The organism is Streptomyces aureoversilis (assembly GCF_042657885.1).
GTDB lineage: Bacteria > Actinomycetota > Actinomycetes > Streptomycetales > Streptomycetaceae > Streptomyces > Streptomyces aureoversilis.
Map to the genome: position 1 here is coordinate 168,943 of NZ_JBHSKJ010000010.1, position 17,138 is coordinate 186,080.

The 17,138-nt window shown below is 71.8% G+C and carries 15 protein-coding genes and 1 pseudogene; 10 read left to right on the forward strand and 6 right to left on the reverse strand.

From position 1 onward, the window contains the following. Nucleotides 1-68: 68 nt before the first annotated feature. Nucleotides 69-1,073, reverse strand: coding sequence for a glycoside hydrolase family protein (locus tag ACFPP6_RS19335; RefSeq protein WP_382043697.1), 1,005 nt, complete (start codon nucleotides 1,071-1,073; stop codon nucleotides 69-71). Between the two features lie 173 nt (nucleotides 1,074-1,246). On the opposite strand from ACFPP6_RS19335, the gene ACFPP6_RS19340 reads away from it, so the two are divergent. From ACFPP6_RS19340 to ACFPP6_RS19385, 10 genes and pseudogenes are all read left to right on the forward strand, one after another. Then, nucleotides 1,247-2,224 (forward strand): helix-turn-helix domain-containing protein, encoded by a 978-nt coding sequence (locus tag ACFPP6_RS19340; protein ID WP_382043699.1) that lies wholly within the window; start codon nucleotides 1,247-1,249, stop codon nucleotides 2,222-2,224. A gap of 267 nt (nucleotides 2,225-2,491) precedes the next feature. Continuing rightward, on the forward strand, nucleotides 2,492-3,619 hold the full coding sequence (locus ACFPP6_RS19345) for an FAD-dependent monooxygenase (RefSeq protein ID WP_382043702.1): 1,128 nt from the start codon (nucleotides 2,492-2,494) through the stop codon (nucleotides 3,617-3,619). Nucleotides 3,620-3,661: 42 nt separating this feature from the next. Continuing rightward, a complete protein-coding gene (locus ACFPP6_RS19350) occupies nucleotides 3,662-4,603 on the forward strand; it encodes a VOC family protein (RefSeq protein WP_382043704.1) in 942 nt (313 codons plus the stop codon). Nucleotides 4,604-4,714: 111 nt separating this feature from the next. Beyond that, complete coding sequence (locus ACFPP6_RS19355; protein ID WP_382043707.1) at nucleotides 4,715-5,713, forward strand: helix-turn-helix transcriptional regulator; 999 nt, start codon at nucleotides 4,715-4,717, stop codon at nucleotides 5,711-5,713. 81 nt (nucleotides 5,714-5,794) lie between these two features. Further along, nucleotides 5,795-6,739, forward strand: a complete 945-nt coding sequence (locus ACFPP6_RS19360; protein WP_382043710.1) for a metal ABC transporter solute-binding protein, Zn/Mn family — start codon at nucleotides 5,795-5,797, stop codon at nucleotides 6,737-6,739. Between the two features lie 143 nt (nucleotides 6,740-6,882). Beyond that, nucleotides 6,883-7,638: pseudogene (locus ACFPP6_RS19365) on the forward strand (metal ABC transporter ATP-binding protein); the annotation flags it as partial. Next, entirely contained in the window at nucleotides 7,635-8,576 is a 942-nt protein-coding gene (locus tag ACFPP6_RS19370; RefSeq protein WP_382043715.1) for a metal ABC transporter permease, read from the forward strand. The pseudogene ACFPP6_RS19365 and the gene ACFPP6_RS19370, both read left to right, overlap by 4 nt. 45 nt (nucleotides 8,577-8,621) lie before the next feature. Next, on the forward strand, nucleotides 8,622-8,930 hold the full coding sequence (locus ACFPP6_RS19375; RefSeq protein ID WP_382043717.1) for a DUF1490 family protein: 309 nt from the start codon (nucleotides 8,622-8,624) through the stop codon (nucleotides 8,928-8,930). Nucleotides 8,931-8,932: 2 nt separating this feature from the next. Beyond that, on the forward strand, nucleotides 8,933-11,113 hold the full coding sequence (locus tag ACFPP6_RS19380; RefSeq protein WP_382043720.1) for a heavy metal translocating P-type ATPase: 2,181 nt from the start codon (nucleotides 8,933-8,935) through the stop codon (nucleotides 11,111-11,113). Nucleotides 11,114-11,126: 13 nt separating this feature from the next. Continuing rightward, nucleotides 11,127-11,468: a hypothetical protein gene (locus tag ACFPP6_RS19385; RefSeq protein WP_382043721.1), complete on the forward strand. Its 342-nt coding sequence runs from the start codon at nucleotides 11,127-11,129 to the stop codon at nucleotides 11,466-11,468. Here the strand turns inward: ACFPP6_RS19385 and ACFPP6_RS19390 are convergent. Genes ACFPP6_RS19390 through ACFPP6_RS19410 form a run of 5 tightly spaced genes read right to left on the reverse strand, consistent with a single transcriptional unit; the run spans nucleotide 11,437 to nucleotide 16,918 of the window. Beyond that, nucleotides 11,437-12,558: an iron-containing alcohol dehydrogenase gene (locus ACFPP6_RS19390; RefSeq protein ID WP_382043723.1), complete on the reverse strand. Its 1,122-nt coding sequence runs from the start codon at nucleotides 12,556-12,558 to the stop codon at nucleotides 11,437-11,439. The genes ACFPP6_RS19385 and ACFPP6_RS19390 overlap by 32 nt on opposite strands. After that, nucleotides 12,555-13,754 (reverse strand): phosphoglycerate kinase, encoded by a 1,200-nt coding sequence (pgk, locus tag ACFPP6_RS19395; protein ID WP_382043726.1) that lies wholly within the window; start codon nucleotides 13,752-13,754, stop codon nucleotides 12,555-12,557. The genes ACFPP6_RS19390 and pgk overlap by 4 nt, the downstream gene beginning before the upstream one ends. A gap of 46 nt (nucleotides 13,755-13,800) precedes the next feature. Continuing rightward, complete coding sequence (gene argC, locus ACFPP6_RS19400) at nucleotides 13,801-14,892, reverse strand: N-acetyl-gamma-glutamyl-phosphate reductase (RefSeq protein WP_382043729.1); 1,092 nt, start codon at nucleotides 14,890-14,892, stop codon at nucleotides 13,801-13,803. Next, on the reverse strand, nucleotides 14,889-15,947 hold the full coding sequence (locus ACFPP6_RS19405) for a zinc-dependent alcohol dehydrogenase (protein ID WP_382043732.1): 1,059 nt from the start codon (nucleotides 15,945-15,947) through the stop codon (nucleotides 14,889-14,891). The genes argC and ACFPP6_RS19405 overlap by 4 nt, the downstream gene beginning before the upstream one ends. Next, nucleotides 15,947-16,918, reverse strand: coding sequence for an NAD(P)-dependent oxidoreductase (locus ACFPP6_RS19410; RefSeq protein WP_382043735.1), 972 nt, complete (start codon nucleotides 16,916-16,918; stop codon nucleotides 15,947-15,949). Before ACFPP6_RS19410 ends, ACFPP6_RS19405 begins: the two co-directional genes overlap by 1 nt. Nucleotides 16,919-17,138: the final 220 nt, after the last annotated feature.

The window sequence follows — 17,138 nt, forward strand, 5'->3', positions numbered from 1 at the left end:
GGTCGGTGTGTGAAGTGCCTCGGCGCCTGTCCGGCACCGCCTGTCCGGCACCTGTCGGCCGACGCCGGTCAGACGGCGCGGGCGATGCAGATGCGGGCGTTCAAACGCGGGCCCGCTTCGTAGAACATGTAATCCCTGCCGCCTTCACTGCCGAACGACGGCGCGGCCACGCGCCCCCGGTCCGAGGCGATCGGCGAGTGGAACACGCCGAGATGGTTCTCGCGGTCGAAGGCGTTGCCGACCTCGGTGATCCGCATGCGGCCGTCGTTGCCGTGATAGACCGCATACGTGGTGCCGTTCCGCTTGACCAGGCCCGGCCCGGCGATGTCGGTGACGCCGTCCGGCTCGGGGTTGACCAGCGGGGTGGAGCTGAACTGCCAGCCGTCCCAGCCGTTGGGCGACCAGCCGTAGAAGATCCGCCGGCCCTTGCGCACGCCCATGAAGACCATGACGTACTTGTTGTTGCGTCCCGGCAGGGTGTGCTCGAAGACGCGGGCATAGGAGGTCTCCGAGGTGCCGGGCACCAGGCGGGTGCTCAGGATCGGGGTTTCGTCGGTGAAGCGGAGACCGTCCTGGGAACGGGCCACGCGCGTCACGGTGTTCTCGCCGTGGAAGTAACAGAAGAACTGCCGGGTGGCCGCGTCCCAGATCACGTGGGGGGACGAGACGTGGCTGACCGTGGTACCCGGCAGGTGGTTGTCGATGAGCGGATTGCCCTCGTACTGGGTGAAGGGACCTTCCAGCGAATCGGCGAACGCCACGCTGATGCCGCCCGGCTTCTCATGCGGCGCGTAATACAGGTAGTAGCGGGACCTCGCTCCGCTGATCTTGTCGTGCACCCCGCGAATGCAGGGGAAGATGACCTCCCCCGTGGGTCTCAACGGGCCCACCAGCGCGTCCCGCAGGTAGCGGTACGTCGGCATCCCGGCCGGTCCCGCCGCCGAAGCCGGCCCCGCGCCGGCGAGCACGCCACCCGTACCCACGGTGATTCCGGCCGCTGCGGCCGCCGCACCGCGCAGCACGCCGCGTCGGCGCACCGGGAGCCCCCTGTTGAGGCGTTGCAGGCCGTCCATGCACATCCTCCTTTGCGTAGATCGAGTGCTGCTGAACGAAGCTACGGGCGGTGCCAGGAGCCGAGTTGCCCGTGCGTGCCGGAGAAGTTGTCCCGAAGCGACTCGTCAGCCCAACCGATTCGCCTCCGGGCCCGTCATGAAGAGGGAAAGTGACCACGACAAGGGGGTTCAACATGAGCATCGTGCTGTCCACGGCCTCGATGCCGGTCACGGAGCGGCTGGACTACTGGCGCCACACGGTCGGCCAGGACCTGCTGGACTACTCCACTCCCGGAGACACACCCTTCAACGGCACGGTCATGGCCGACCAGCTCGGTCCCGTACGCGTTTCCACCACGCACGCCGGCCCCCTGAGAGTCCGCAAGACCCCACTCGCGATCGATTACCTCATGGCCGAGGACTACATCACGGTGGTCCTGCAGGACAGCGGCCCTCTGGTGATCGACCACGACGACGACCGGACACTGCTCCGGCCCGGGACCCTCGCTTTCTACGACACGACCCGGCCCTTCACGCTCAACTTTCCCGACCACTTCCGCACGCACGTCTTCCGCATACCGCGGCACATGCTGGGCTTGCGCGACACCGACCTCCGGCGGGTCGCCAGGGCACCCGTCCAGGCCGACGACGGAACAGCCGCGCTGATCATCCCCTTCCTGTCCCGGCTCGCTGCCCAGGCCGGCACCCATCGGCCGCACATCCGCACCCTGCTCGCCCGCAACACAGGAGACCTGCTGGCCACCCTGGCCGCCGAACTCCTGGACCATGGCACCCCGGACACGGGCACCGACGCCGCCAACACCACGCTGCGACTGCGCATCAAGGCCTTCATCGAAGGCCACCTCTCCGACCCGGACCTGTCCCCGCAGACGATCGCCGCCGCGCACCACGTCTCCGTGCGCCACGTACACCGGATCTTCCAGGCCGAAGACACCACCGTCAGCCGGTGGATCCAGCACCGCCGACTCGAGTCGTGCCGCCGCGAGCTCGACCGTCCCGGCCGAAACGCTCCAGCGGTGACGGCCATCGCGCACCGCTTCGGCTTCACGAGCGCCTCCCATTTCAGCCGCACCTTCCGAGCCGCGTACGGCGTTTCCCCACGTGAATGGCGCGCAGCGGCTCGCCGTGATGCAGCGGCAACAGTGGCGTGACGGGGTAGGCACTGCGGCGGCCGGAGGCGCAGCGAGAGCGGCTGACCGTGAAGGCCAGTTCCCCCGTCCGCCCGCAGAAGCAGATGCAGAAGCAGATGCAGAAGCAGAAGCGGAAGCAGATGCAGAGTCGCAGCGCCCCTCTCCGTTTGCTGACGGCGGATGGTCGCTGCCGGAATCGGACAAGGCGGAGTGCCGACGAAGCCTACGGTTTCGAAGAAGTCAGAAGGCAGAGGCCAGAAGCCAGAAGTCAGCACTCCGGAGGCGTACATGGACAGCTATTGCGGTGCCCGGACGGCCGTGATCGTGGGCGCGGGTGTCGCTGGTCTGGCAGCGGGCACCGCCCTGGCGCGGGAGGGATGGCAGGTCGAGATCGCCGAGGTCGACGCGTCAACAGCGATGTCCGGCTGGGGGTTGTGCCTGACCGGTCCTGCCCTGCGCGCGCTGGACGAGCTGGGCCTTGCGGACGCATGTCTGGCCGAGGGATTCGGCACGAGCGGGATCACGCACACGGACGTGGAGGGCGAACCCGCGGGCGAGGTTCCGTTGCCACGCCTGATCGGTGCGCGGCGGCCGGCGATGGCCGGCATCGCGCGTCCCGTACTGCACCGCATCCTGCGTGTGGCGGCCGAGCGGTGCGGTGTGGTGGTGCGCCGGGGACTGACCGTCACGGCGGTCGACCAGCAGGGGGAGCTGGTCCGCGTGCGGTTGTCGGACGGGACGCTCCGGCGGGTCGCGCTTATGGTGGGCGCGGACGGGATCCGTTCGTCGGCACGGCGTCTGCTGGGCCTGGAGACCTCGCCCGTCTATCAGGGGCAGATGGTCTGGCGGGCTCTGGTGCCCCGCCCGTCATGGGCCACCGGGGTCCACCGGTTCGCCGGGAAGGCCGACACGGCGGGCCTGGTGCCCATCTCGGACGGTCAGGCGTATGTGTTCTTGACGGAGAACGGAGCGGAGCAGAGTGTCCTGCCCGATGCCGACCTCGCCCCGCGCTTGCGGCAGTTGCTCGGGGCGTTCCCGGGCCGGGTGGAGGAGATCCTCCCTTTGGTGTCCGTGCCGGAGTCGGTGGTGCGCCGCCCGGTCCTGACGGTGCTCCTGGAGGGCGCCTGGAACCGGGGCAACGGCGTCGTCATCGGTGACGCCGCGCACGCGCCCGCACCCCAGACGGCCTGTGGCGCCACCCTGGCCATCGAGGACGGCCTGGTGCTGGCCCGGGAGCTCGGGCGGCATCAGTCGGTCCGAGAGGGTCTCCACGCATTCGTGAGCCGCCGCGGACAGCGGTGCCGAACGCTCGTGGAGACCTCGGTCGCGATCGCCGGCCTGGAGCGTGCACAGCGCCACCGCGACGTGTATCCGCTCGTCGATGCCTGTCACCGGCTCATGGCCGAGCCCGTGTAACTGAACGACTGAGCTGACCAGCGCACCTCAAGGGAGTGCACCATGAGCAACAGCAGTCTGATCACCCACCTGCGGCACATCGATGTCGCCATGCCCGACTTCACCGAGCAGCGCCGGTTCTACACCGAGCTCTGGGGGCTGACGGAGACCGCCGCGGACACCGGTGTCTCCTTCCTGGCAGCCGAAGGCTCCCCGGAGCAGTACGTGGTGCGGCTGCGCGAGGACGCCCGCAAGCGCACCGACCTCATCGCCTTCGGCGCCGCCGATGCCGCCGACGTCGACACCCTGGCCACACAACTGACGGCTCAGGGAGTGCGGTTGGTCCACGAGCCGGAATCGCTGGACACTCCCGGGGGCGGCTACGCGGTCCGCTTCTTCGACAACGAAGGCCGCGTGGTGGAGGTCTCCGCCGACGTCGCTGCGCGCCGGCACCGCAGGATCGAGGCTCGCGAGCCGGTCCCCGTGCGCCTCTCCCACGTGCTGATGAACTCTCCCACCCCCGAGGCCACCGTCGCCTGGTACGAGAACCACCTGGGTTTCCGCCACTCGGACACCATGTGCCTCGGCAGCCGCGGCGAAATCATGTGGTTCCTGCGGTGCAATTCCTTCCACCACAGCTTCGGCATCGTGCGCGGGCCGCACGCGGCCTTCCACCACGCCTCCTTCGAAATGCGCGGAATCGACGAGTTCATGCGCGGCACGGGCAGGATGCGGCGCCTGGGCGTCGAGCGGCTGTGGGGGCCGGGGCGGCACCGTGCCGGTGACAACACCTTCAGCTATTTCCTCGACCGGGCCGGCAATACCGTCGAGTACACCACCAGGCTGGAGATCCTGGACGAGGACACGTGGCACCCCCACCTCTACGACCTGCGCGACCCCGCCAACGCGGATCAGTGGGGCACGGCCGACGAGATGGACGAGTTCATCGCCGCCAAATCCCACAACGACCCCGACCCCGGACTGTTCGTCGCCCCACCGATGTGAGCCCGCACCATGCCGTCGCTCACACCCGCACCACACACCCACACTGACACCGGATTCGGGCCGCCCGCCACGTACGCTTCACGGCACGGCGGCGGGCGCCTCCGAGGGAGAATGCACACCGTGCCGGAGCCGTTGCGGAACCATCTCATCACGAAGTCCCGGAACCCCGTCGACCTGCTCAACGCCGCCACCCGGCTCTTCGGCGGATCCATCACCACGTCGCCGCTGACCGGCCTGTGCAGTGGGGATCACGAACTGCGCGGCGTGGCCGCTCACGACTTCGCTCTGGGCTACTTCGCCTCGCCGCTCGATGTACGCGTAGCCTCGGCCGAGGGCCGCGGCTCCTACTTCGTCAACATCGGCGTCTCCGGCACGATATCGGCAACGCGCAGCAGCCTGCGGGCGACCCTCGACAAGGCGACGGCGGGAGTCGTCAACCCCGGAGACACCCAGGAACTACGGCCCCTGCGCGCTCACAGGACCCGGTTCCTGGTGCTGCGCATCGATACCGCCCTGGTCGAGCAGGAGTTCACCGCGCTGACAGGGCACCCGCCGGTGTCCACCGTACGCTTCGACTTCGCTCTCGACCTGGCCGAGACCAAGGGCCGGGCGGTGCGGCTCCTGGTCCGTTCCCTCCTTGAGCAACTCGACTCGGGAGACCCGCTGTTCCGGCGCACGGAGCTGCAGCGCAGCCAGCTGCGGTCCATCGTCACCGCTCTGCTGCTGGCCCAGCCGCACTCGCACACTGCCGAGCTGCGCGACGGTCCGCCACCCAGCCACCCGCGTTCCTTGCGCGCGGCTCTCGCGTTCATCGAAGCGAACCTCACCGAGCACATCAGCCTCAGCCTCATTGCCCAGGCCGCCCACTGCAGCCCGCGGACCATCAGCTCGGCATTCCACGACCGGCTCGGCCTCTCCCCCCTGTCCTACGTCCGCAATCTGCGGCTCGACCGGATCCGTGAGGACATCCTCGCCTCCACCGACCCCGTCGGCACGATCGCCTACCGGTGGGGCATCCGCCACCTGGGCCGTTTCGCGAGCCAGTATCGCAACCGCTTCGCCGAACTCCCCTCCGCCACCGCAGCCCGCAGGAGCGAAGTCACAGGGTGATTCTCCGGCTGGAAGCAATGTCGTCCTCGGGCGATAATGAGGTGAAAACCGTTTCGCTTTCCTTTCTCCGTGGAGATGCGCATGCGGGTTTCTGCATTGCCCCTGCCCATGGCCCTTGTCGCCGCGCTCGCGCTCTCGCTCTCAGGGTGCGACGGCGCATCGGCACCGGGAACGGGCGGTACGGAGCGAGGCGGCGCACCGGCTTCGGCCGTCGCGGCCGTACCGGTCGTGGCGTCCACCAATGTGTACGGGGACATCGTGCGTCAGGTCGGGGGCGACAAGGTCGACGTCGTCTCGCTCATCAGCGATCCGGCCCAGGACCCGCATTCGTACGAGGCCGGTACCCGCAACCAGCTGGCGCTGTCCCGGGCTCGTGTGGTCGTCGAGAACGGTGGCGGCTACGACGACTTCGTGGGCAGGATGCTGCGGGCGGCGGACAACCCGTCGGCCGACGTGATCAATGCCGTGCGGGTCTCGGGCAGGACCCCGCCCGCGGGCGGGGAGATCAACGAGCACGTCTGGTACGACCTGCCCACGGTCGGCCGGCTGGCCGCCCGCATCGCCGACTCGTTGGCGAAGGCCGCACCGGGCGACGGAGACCTGTTCCGGCGGAACGCCCAGGCGTTCCAGGGCCGGCTCAAGGCCCTGGAGGCCGAGGAAACACGGATCAGGAGCGCCCACGCGGGCGCCGCGGTCGCTGTCACCGAGCCGGTGCCCCTGTACCTCATCGAGGCGTGCGGTTTGCGTGACCGTACGCCTCCGGACTTCGCCGAGGCCGTCGAGGAGGGCACGGAGGTCTCTCCCGGCAGCATGCGGCAGATGCTCGACCTGTTCTCCGGCAAGACCGTCGAGGCGCTGGTGTACAACCAGCAGACCTCCGGGCCCCAGACGGAGAAGGTCAGGCAGGCCGCGAAGGACAACGGCATCCCCGTGGTGCCGGTGAACGAGACGCTGCCGCCCGGCCGGGACTACGTCGGCTGGATGAAGTCCACCATCGAGGAGCTCGGGAAGGCGCTGAACGCATGACCGGCCGCATCAGGGGCCATGCCGTCCCCGCCGCCGCCGCAGCAGCAGCAGCAGCGGAGCAGGCCGCTCCGGCCTCGCCCGTGGTCAGTCTCCGCGGTGCCGCGCTCGCCTACGGCGACCGGGTGCTGTGGCGCGACCTGGACCTCGACGTGCGGCCCGGAGAGTTCCTGGCGGTGCTGGGCCCCAACGGTTCCGGCAAGACCAGCCTGCTGCGGGTCCTGCTCGGCCGCCGGCAGCCGACCGCCGGATCGGTGGCGGTCCTCGGCATGCCGCCCCGCAACGGCAGCGGGCACATCGGCTACGTCCCGCAGCACAAGGCCTTGACCGCCCCCACGCCGCTGCGGGCCCGGGACCTCGTACGGCTCGGACTGGACGGTCACCGCTGGGGGCTGCCGCGCCGGGCGGCCGCGGCCCGGCAACGGGTGGAGGAGCTGCTGGCCATGGTCGGCGCCGGCCCGTACGCGGACGTACCCCTGGGCCTGCTGTCCGGCGGTGAGCTGCAGAGCATCCGTATCGCCCAGGCCCTGGCGCCCGACCCGCAGCTCCTGCTCTGCGACGAGCCGCTGCTCTCCCTGGACCTGCACCACCAGCGGACGGTCACCGCACTCGTGGACGCGCGGAGGCGCTCGGCGGGCACCGCCGTCGTCTTCGTCACCCACGAGATCAACCCCGTCCTCGGCCTGGCGGACCGCGTCCTGTACCTGGCCCCGGGCGGGCACCGGGTCGGCGCGACGGACGAGGTGATGACCTCGGCCACCCTGTCCCGGCTGTACGGGACACGGGTCGACGTGGTGCGGGTACGGGACCGGATCGTCGTGGTGGGCGCCCCGGACGACGGTCCCGGGCACAACCACGAGAGCGGCGACACGACAGCTCCGAACGGGGGCCCGCCGCCATGAGCGGGCACCCCCGCGCCTGCCCGGGCGCCGCCGCACGGGTGCTTGCCGGCAGCGGGCAGGACGACGGCGTGCTCGACCAGATCTTCGGCTTCGACCACTACGGCGAGTTGCTGGCGCTCGCGCAGAGTTCCCTGGTGGCCGGGGCGCTGCTCGGCCTGGTCGGTGGGCTGGCCGGAGTCTTCGTCGTCATGCGGGACCTGCCGTTCGCCGTGCACGGCATCAGTGAACTGTCGTTCGCCGGGGCTTCCGTGGCGCTGTTCCTGGGGCTGAACATCGTTGCCGGTTCCATCGCCGGTTCTCTGCTCGCCGCGGTGGCGATCGGCCTGCTGGGGGTGCGGGCCCGGGACCGGAATTCGGTCATCGGCATCATCATGCCCTTCGGCCTCGGCCTGGGCGTGCTGTTCCTTTCCCTCTACAAGGGCCGGGCGGCGAACAAGTTCGGCATCCTCACCGGCCAGATCGTCGCCGTCGCCTCACCGCAGACGGCATGGCTCCTGGGCACGTCCGTGGTGGTGCTGGCCGCGCTGGCGGTCATGTGGCGACCGCTGACCTTCGCCAGCGCCGACCCGGAGGTGGCGGCGGCCCGGGGCGTACCCGTGCGGGCCCTGTCCACGGCCTTCATGCTCGTCCTCGGCCTGGCGGTGGCCCTGTGCGTCCAGATGGTCGGAGCGCTGCTCGTACTCTCGCTCCTGGTGACGCCGGCCGCCGCCGCGGCCCGCGTCACGGCGTCCCCGGTGCGGCTTCCCCTGCTCAGCGTCGCCTTCGCGCTGGTGTCCATGGAAGGCGGGCTCCTCCTCGCACTCGGGGGCACCCTGCCCGTCAGCCCCTACGTCACGACGATCTCCTTCGCGATCTACCTCGGCTGCCGGATCAAAGGCATGCGCCATGCCAACCGGGACCTCGACTCGTCGGCATACGCCGGTCAGGCGCACACTTGAGGGGGAGCCCTTTCGAGCCCGCCCTGCACGACGGAGGGAGGCTTCATGCACCCGGTCGCTCTGGTCGGCGCCGCAGCCGGCCGTCTCGCGCACTACGCGGTCTCGGGCGTGGTGGGCGGTCTGATCATTCAAGAGGCCGCCAAACGACTTCCCGAGGCGAAGCCCGCCGCGCGGAAAGCTCTGGTCGGCAGCATCGCTGGCGGCATCGTCGCAGGCCGGTGGCTGGCCTCGGCCGCCGAGGACGCCCGGCTCAAGGCCGGGGACATGCTGGCCGAAGCCCGTACCACGCTCGGCGAAGAAGCCCCGCCGCCGTCCGCGGTCGCCGCCGAGCAGGATCACGGACACGAGCACTGATCATGACCGCCGTGGTCGTGCGATCAGTGGCCGCGGGCCGCGCCCGGCTCACCGTGTCCTGGCTGCGCACCCGCCCGGGCAGCGCCGGTGAGGTCGATGAACGACTGGTCGGCCTCACGGGTTTCCGCGCGCTGCGGGTCTTCCCCCGGACCGGGAACGTCGTCATCTGGATGGCACCGGATCAGCTGGACGTGGACCGCATCGCCGCCGCCCTGGAAGAGGCGCCGCCCGCCACCGCGCCGGTGAAGGCCGCCCGCTCCCTGCCCGACTCCTCCACCGGCGAGGTCGCCCGGCTGGTCGTCGGCGGGGCGGTCCTCGCCCTCATCGGACTGCGCCGCCTCCTGCGGCGCCCCCGCCTGTCGTTCGGCTCCTCCGGGTTCGCCGCCGCGATCACGCTCTTCACCGGCCTGCCCTTCTTCCGCGGCGCACTGCGCTCGCTGCGCGGCCGCAGCTCGCCGGGCACCGACACGCTGGTCACCGCGGCGACGGTGATTTCGCTCGTTCTCCGCGAGAACGTCGTCGCGCTCACCGTGCTGTGGCTGCTGAACATCGGCGAATTCCTCCAGACCCTCACGCTGCGCCGCACCCGGCGCGCCATCGAGGAACTGCTGACCATCGGTGAGGAGCGCGTCTGGCTGGTGAAGGACGGCGCCGAGGTCGAAGTGGCGCTCGAACGCGTCGAGGCCGGCGACGAGGTGGCCGTGTACGAACACCACCGCATCCCTGTCGACGGGGACACCGTCTCGGGGGAGGCCCTGGTGGATCAGGCGGCCATCACCGGCGAGGCCCTGCCCGTCTACGCCCGCGCCGGCTCCCAGGTCTACGCCGGCACCATCGTCACCTCCGGCTCGCTCGTCGTCCGGGCCACCTCGGTGGGACGGGACACCACCGTCGGGCGGATCATCAGCCGGGTCGAGGAGGCCCAGACCGACCGAGCCCCCATCCAGACCGTCGCCACCCGCTTCACCCGCCGGTTCGTCCCCGTCTCCTTCGCCCTGTCCGCAGCGACCTACGCCGTCACCCGCGACGCCCGCCGCGCGATGACGATGCTGCTCATCGCCTGCCCGTGCGCCGCCGGCCTCGCCACCCCGACCGCCATCAGCGCCGCCATCGGCAACGGTGCCCGCCACGGCACCCTCATCAAGGGCGGCACCCACCTGGAAGGCGTCGGCCGTGTCACCGCCGTCGTCTTCGACAAGACCGGCACCCTCACCTTCGGCCGCCCGCTGGTCACCAGCGTCGTCACCCTCAGCGAGCGGTACACCGCCGACCAGGTCCTCAGCCTGGCCGCCTCCGGGGAACTGCACGCACTGCACCCTCTCGCCCAGGCCATCGTCGCCCGCACCGAGGCCGAACGCCTCCACATCCCCATCCACCAGGCGTGCGAGGTCGTCCTGGGCATGGGCATGCGGGCCGAACTCGACGGCACACGCCTGCTGGTCGGCAGCCCGGCTCTGCTGCGCCGGCACGGCCTCGAACTCACCGAGACCGCCCGGGACTGGACCGGGCGGCTGCGCACCGGCGGCGAGACCGTCATCTGCCTGGCCCAGGACGACGATCTCATCGGCATGCTCGGCGTCTCCGACGCCGTGCGCACCGGCGCCGAGACCGTCGTCCGCCAGCTGCGCGAACTCGGCGTGGAGCGTCTGATCCTGCTCACCGGCGACGCGCCGGAGACCGCGCAGGTCGTCGCCGACGCCCTCGGCATCACCGAAGTCCACGCCCACGCCCTGCCGGAAGGCAAGCTCCAGCTGATCCGCGACCTGCGGTCCGAGGGCCACACCGTGGCGATGGTCGGAGACGGCACCAACGACGCCCCCGCCCTCGCCCTCGCCGACGTCGGCATCGCCATGGGCGAGCACTCCTCCCACGTCGCCCTGGAGACCGCCGACATCGCCCTGGCGGGCAACGACCTGCGTCAGGTCGCCGCAGTCGTCGAACTCAGCCGCCACACCCTGCGCGTCGTACGGCAGAACTACGGGCTCGCCATCGGCGTCAACCTCGCCGGCCTCCTCGCCGGCGCCGGCGGCACCCTGAACCCCGTCCTCGCGGCGCTGCTCCACAACACCAGCAGCATCGCCGTCGTCGCCAACTCCGCCCGCCTGGTCAACCACACGCCCCACCTGCCCCCGGTGCACGGGGAGGTCAGGGCGGCACCCTTCGAGGAGCACCGCGTCCGGTGAGGTGAGACGAGCCATGGTCAGCCACCGTTTCCACCTCGACCTCGCCGGGCATTCGGTCTCGGTGCTCGTCGGCCGGCGGACGGCGCCGATCGAGGTACTGGTGGACGGCAAGGTCGTCGCTTGCCGGCGTGCCGGACGCGGCGCGGGTGTCGTCTCCTTGGAGGCCGAGCTGCCCGGGGAGCCGCCGCAGCCCGTGACCGTCCTGGTGAGCCGGCCCAAGGACGACGACGCCGCCATGTGTGCCCTGCAGGTCGGCACCGACCGCTACCTGATGCCGGACGTCCCCCTGGCCGTCCGAGGGTTACCCTCCGACGGAGTGCCGGTCAGGTCATCGAGTGCTCCAGGACCGCCTTGACGGTGGTGTCGTCCACCGACGGGTTCGGGTCGTTGGCCGTGTTGCCGACGACCGACTCCGCGACCGTTTCCAGGTCGCCCGGTGCGAAGCCGTGCGAGGCCAGGCCCTCGCGGACGCCCGTGTCCTCCATGACGCGGCCGAGGGCGAGGCCGGCGTCGGGGCCGCCCAGCAGTTCGCCGATCCGGTCGAAGGCCTTGGGGGCGTGGGCGTAGGTCAGTTCCAGCCAGGCGGGGTAGACGGCGGCGAGCCCGCGGCCGTGGGAGATGCGCACGCGCGGCACCGCCCCCATGGCCTGCTGCACGCGGTGCGGGAGGCACGTGCTGGCGTTCGCGACGTTCAGGCCGCCGAGGAGGGCGGCCAGCGCCATGTCGTCGAGCACCTCGTCGGAGAGTTCGCCGGCGACGGCCTGCGGGAGGCGGTGGCCGAGCAGGCCGAGCGCCCACTCCGCGTGGTGGCGGGTCACCGCGTTGGCGCGCCGGGCGACGTAGCCCTCGACCGCATGGGCCAGGGCATCGAACCCGCTCTCGGCCGCGACCCGTGCGGGGACGCTGCGCAGCAGGGCGGGGTCGATCAGGGCGACGGCCGGGAACAGGTCGTCGCCGCGGATCCCGGCCTTGAGGCTGCGGTCCGTGTCGGTGACGATCGCGCCCTTGGTGACCTCGGCGCCGCTCCCCGCCGTGGTCGGGACCGCGATGACGGGGACCGGGTCGGCGATCCGCTCCAGCGTGCGGCCCACGAGCGGGCCGCACGGACCGTGGCGCAGGCTCACGGCGACGGCCTTGGCCGCGTCGAGGGCGCTGCCGCCGCCGAGGCCGATCACGATGTCGCAGCCCGCGGCCCGGGCCTGCGCGACCGCGGCGTCGATCTCGTGCGCCCGGGGGTCGGGCGAGACGTCGTCGAAGACGGTGACGCGCACCCCGGCGTCGGTGAGGGAGGACAGGGCCGCGGCCAGGTGCCCGTGCCGGCGGGCCGAGGTGCGCCCGCAGACGAGGAGGGCGTCCCGGCCCCGCTCCGCGGTGACGGCGCCCAGTTCGGCCAGGCGGCCCCGCCCGAAGCGCACGGTGGTGGGGGTGCTCAGGTCGATGATCACGGTGTGGCCGTCCTTCCGGTGGAGTGCTGGGACCGCAGGGCGTCGAACACGGCGCACGTGCCGTCCGCGAGGTACTGGAGGGCGGACCCGCCGCCCCCGGACACCGGGCCGTTCCAGGGGAGTTCGGCCACGGTGTCGCCGCCGAGGAGCAGGGCGCGCACACCTGGTCCGGCGAACGCGTCGAGCAGGGGGCGGGCCGCGGCGCCGAAGCCGTCGGTCCAGCGGCTCGGGGTCCCCGCCATGAGGGCCCGGCCGCCGTGCTCGCGCAACTGCCGCAGCGTCTCCCGGGTGCGCGCGGGCAGTTCGAAGTCCACGATCGCGTGGTCGGCGGGGACGCCGTCGGCGAGGTCCACCGTGCGGGCGTCGCCTCCGGGGCCGCGGACGACGACCCGCTCGGGGAGGTGGATCTCCGCGCGGGAGCCGGCCAGGACGCGGGAGGCTGCCTCGGCGCACTTCCCGGGGCTGCTCCCGAGCTCCGAGCGTCCGACCTTGTGGCCGAGGACGCGCAGCAGGGTGGTCAGCACGACGCCGCCGGGCACGACGACGTCGTAGGTCTCGGCGAGCCGCCGGAGGCCGATGAGGGTCTTCTCCGGTTTGACGCCGCCGAGGACGGCGACGGAGCGGGTGCCGGGTGCGCGGCCGGCCCAGGGGGCCAGGGCCGCGGTCTCGGCGAGCAGGCTGTCGGCGGCCCAGCCGGGCCGGTGGTGCAGGATGCCGGTGTTCGAGGCGTGGGCGCGGTGGGCCTTGGAGAAGCCGCCGACGGCGACGAGGTCGCCGAGGAGCGCGAACCGCCGGGCGAGCTCCGGGTCGCCCGCCTCCTCCCCGGCGTGGTGGCGGGTGTTGCCGAAGAGCACGACCTCGCCGTCCCGCAGCGCGAGGGCCCGTTCGACGGCCCCGTCCCCGGTGGACCCGGGGTGGTAGCCGACCTCGCGGCCGAGCACCCGGCCCAGGTGACCGGCCACGTACTCCAGGGACCGCGCGGTGCCGTCCCGATGGCTGCCCTGGTGGGCGAGGACGGCGACGCGGGCCCCGGCCCGCGCGAGGCGCAGCAGGTCGGGGACCTCGCAGTCGATGCGGGTGGTGTCCGCCAGGGCCGGGCCGACGTTGAAGCCGGCGGAGAAGACCCACCGCTCGCCGGCCCGGACCGGCCGTTCCCGCAGGAGCGGGAGTCCCGCCATGGTGGGCGCCGAGGACATGGAGGGTATGGAGGGCGCGGAGGGAACGGCGGGCGGGCTCGTGGGCTCAGAGCGCATGGTGGCGGAGCCCGGCGGTCTCGTCGATGCCCAGCATGACGTTCATGTTCTGGATCGCGGATCCCGCCGCGCCCTTGACGAGGTTGTCCGTGACCGCGACGACCTTGGCGATGTTGCGCTCGGTGTCGACGTCCAGGCCCAGGTGACAGAAGTTGGAGCCGTTCACCGCGGCGATCGAGGGGTAGAGGGAGTAGTCCTTGACGTTCAGACCACCGTGCGGGGAGCGGGCGTTGACACGGACGAAGTACTCGCCGGTGGCGCCCGCGCCGTAGAACTCCTGGTACAGCGCGATGAGGTCGTCCCGGGTGGTGCCGGCGGGCACGTCCACGTTGGCCTGCAGGTGGATGCCGCGGGCGAAGTCGCCGTGCGTCGTGTTGAGGTCGACCTCGACGGGGCGGCCCGCGAGGCCGCCGAGGACCTCCTCCAGCTCGGGCCCGTGCCGGTGCCCGCCGAGGCTGTAGGCGAGCATGGACCCGGCGACCTCGGCGTGCATGAGGGCGCGCTTGGGGGTGACGCCGGCGCCGGTGGTGCCGTTGACCGCGTGGACGGAGACGCGCCGGCCGGTGGCGGGGCCCTGCAGCAGCGGCGTCAGGCCGAGAATCGCGGTGATCGCGTAGCAGCCGGGGTTGGCCACCAGACGGGCCTTCGCGATGTCCTCGCGGTACAGCTCCGTGACGCCGTAGACGGCCTCGCGCAGCAGGTCGGGGGATTCGTGGTGGGGGCCGTGGGCCCGCTCGTAGGCCGCGGGGTCCGCGAAGCGGAAGTCGGCGCTGAGGTCGATCACGCGGGCGCCGCGGTCGAGGTAGTGCCGGGCCGTGCGCATGGCCTCGCCGGTGGGCGTGGAGAAGAGGACGACGTCCAGCTCGTCCGCCCGCTCCGCGAGCCGGTCGGCGGTCAGGAAGGAGAGCCCGGAGCCCAGGAGGTTCGGGTGGATCTCCTCGAAGTCCTTCTCCTCGCGGGAGGTCGGCAGGATCCGTGCCACGTTCGGGTGGCCCAGGAGCAGCCGGCAGAGCTCACCGCCCGCGTAGCCGGTGCCGCCGATGACGCCGACGGTCAGGTCCTGGTTGTTCTGGGTGTTCATCCGCTCTCCCGGTTGACCTGCAGCAGAATCTTGCCCACGGTGCCGTCCGCCCGGTCCATGAGGCGCAGGGCGGTCGCGGCGTCCCGCAGGGGGAAACGGTGGGTGACCAGCGGCACGGGGTCGATCTCTCCGCGGTCCAGCCAGCCGATCACCTCTTCGAAGTCGGCGGCCGTCGACAGGGCGGAGAACCGCACGGTGAGTTCGGCCGAGACGAGGGCGTTCCAGTCGACGTCCTGCGGCCCGCCGAAGTAGCTGACGACGATCACCTGGCCGCCGGGCCGGGTGACGGCTGCCGCGTCGGCGACGACGCCGGGGTGGCCGGAGGCGATGACCGTGACGTCGGACCCGCCGGGCGCCAACGCGGCGGTGCCGGAACGGAGTTCCTCCCGGGCGACGTCCACGTAGCCCTCGGCGCCGACGGAGCGGGCGAGCTCCCCCTTGGCGGGGCCGAGGTCGGCGCAGTGCACGGGCCCGAAGCCCAGGCGCCGGGCGGCGGCGACGCACGCCAGGCCGATCGTGCCGGTGCCCAGGACGGTCACGACCGGGCCGCCGGAGGGGTCGGCCAGGCGCATGGCGTGCAGGCCGATGGAGAGCGGCTCCACCATGGCTCCGGCCTCGTGGTCGAGCCCGGCGGGCAGCCGGTACGTCATGTTCTCGCGCAGCAGCACGAAGTCGGCGAAGGAGCCCTCCCAGCCGAGGTGGCTGAGGTTGGTGCGGTGGCGGCACAGGTGGGTCGCCCCGGTGCGGCACGGCGGGCAGGCGTCGCAGGAGGCGTACGCGGACGAGCAGACGAGGTCGCCGGCGGCGAAGCGGGTCACGCCGGGGCCGGTGCCGACGACCTTGCCGCAGAACTCGTGGCCGAGGACGACCGGCGCCTTCTTGTAGGGGTGCAGCCCGCGGTAGGCGGACAGGTCGGAGCCGCAGATCCCCGACACGGCCACGCGGACGAGGAGTTCACCGGGGCCCGGTTCGGGCACGGGCACCTGCCGGTGCTCCATGGTGCGGTCGGCGGTGAGGACCGCCGCGTTCATCGTGGGGTGGACAGCAGGCCCCATTAACACATCCTGTTCATGACGGGGGCGCCGGAGAGCATCGCCTCGACGGCATCGGTGACGCGCTCGCCGATCCGGCGCTGGGCATCGGCGGACATGGCGCCGATGTGGGGGGTGAGCACGACGTTGTCCAGGCCGGTGAGGGGTGAGCGGACGCCCTCGGCCGCGTGGACGTCCACGCCGGCACCGGAGATGACGCCCTCGGAGAGAGCGGTGTACAGGGCGTCCTCGTCGACGACGCCACCGCGGGAGACGTTGACCAGGAACGCGGTCGGCCGCATGGCGCGCAGCTCGTCGGGCCCGATGAGGTGACGGGTGCGGTCGTTCAGGGGGACGGCCAGGCAGAGGAAGTCCGCGGCGCCCAGCAGCTCCGGCAGGCCGGCCATCCGGTAGCCGTCGGCGGCGAGTCCGGCCCGCCGCTCCTCGTCCGGGCGGCCGACGGAGACGAGCACGGACATGCCCAGGGCCTTGCCGATCCCGGCGATGCGGCTGCCGATGTGCCCGAACCCCACGACGCCCAGGGTCTTGCCGGCGAGTTCGACGCCCGCGAGGGCGTGTTTGTGCCACTCGTCGCGGCGTATCTGGCGGTCGGCGAGGGCGATGTTGCGGGCGGCGGCGAGGCAGAGGCCGAGGGCGAGTTCGGCGACGGCGTTGGCGGAGCCGCCCGGCACGTTGCACACCGTGACGCCGGCCCGGCGGGCCGCGCCGAGGTCGATGTTGTCCGTCCCGGCGCCGGCGCGGACGATGCCGCGCAGCCCGGGGGCGGCCTCGATGACGTCGGCGGTGAGCTTCACCCCGCTGCGCACGATGACGATCTGGGCGTCGCGGACGCGGTCCGCGACCTCCTCCTGCGGTGTGCCGTAGGCGAGTTGGACGTCGTGGGCCGCGGACAGCCGCTCCAGGGCGCCCCGGTCGACGGGGTCGAGCACGACGACGCGCACCGCTGCGGGGGCCGTCGGGGATGGTGATATCACGTGCAGAGATCTTCCTTCGTGCGCTGGCGTATTCACGGCCGCGGTCCCTTTGACACAGGATTCCCGCACCGGCCGGAAGTTCTTACCGATCCCTGACCAACCCCCCTGCCCGGGACGTGTTTATCCCGGGTGGCTCCGCCCGTTGCCGAGTAGATCAAATCGGATCGTAATCCGTCAACGGTATTGATTGCATGGGCCACGGAGATGTGGTCCGCGAGGG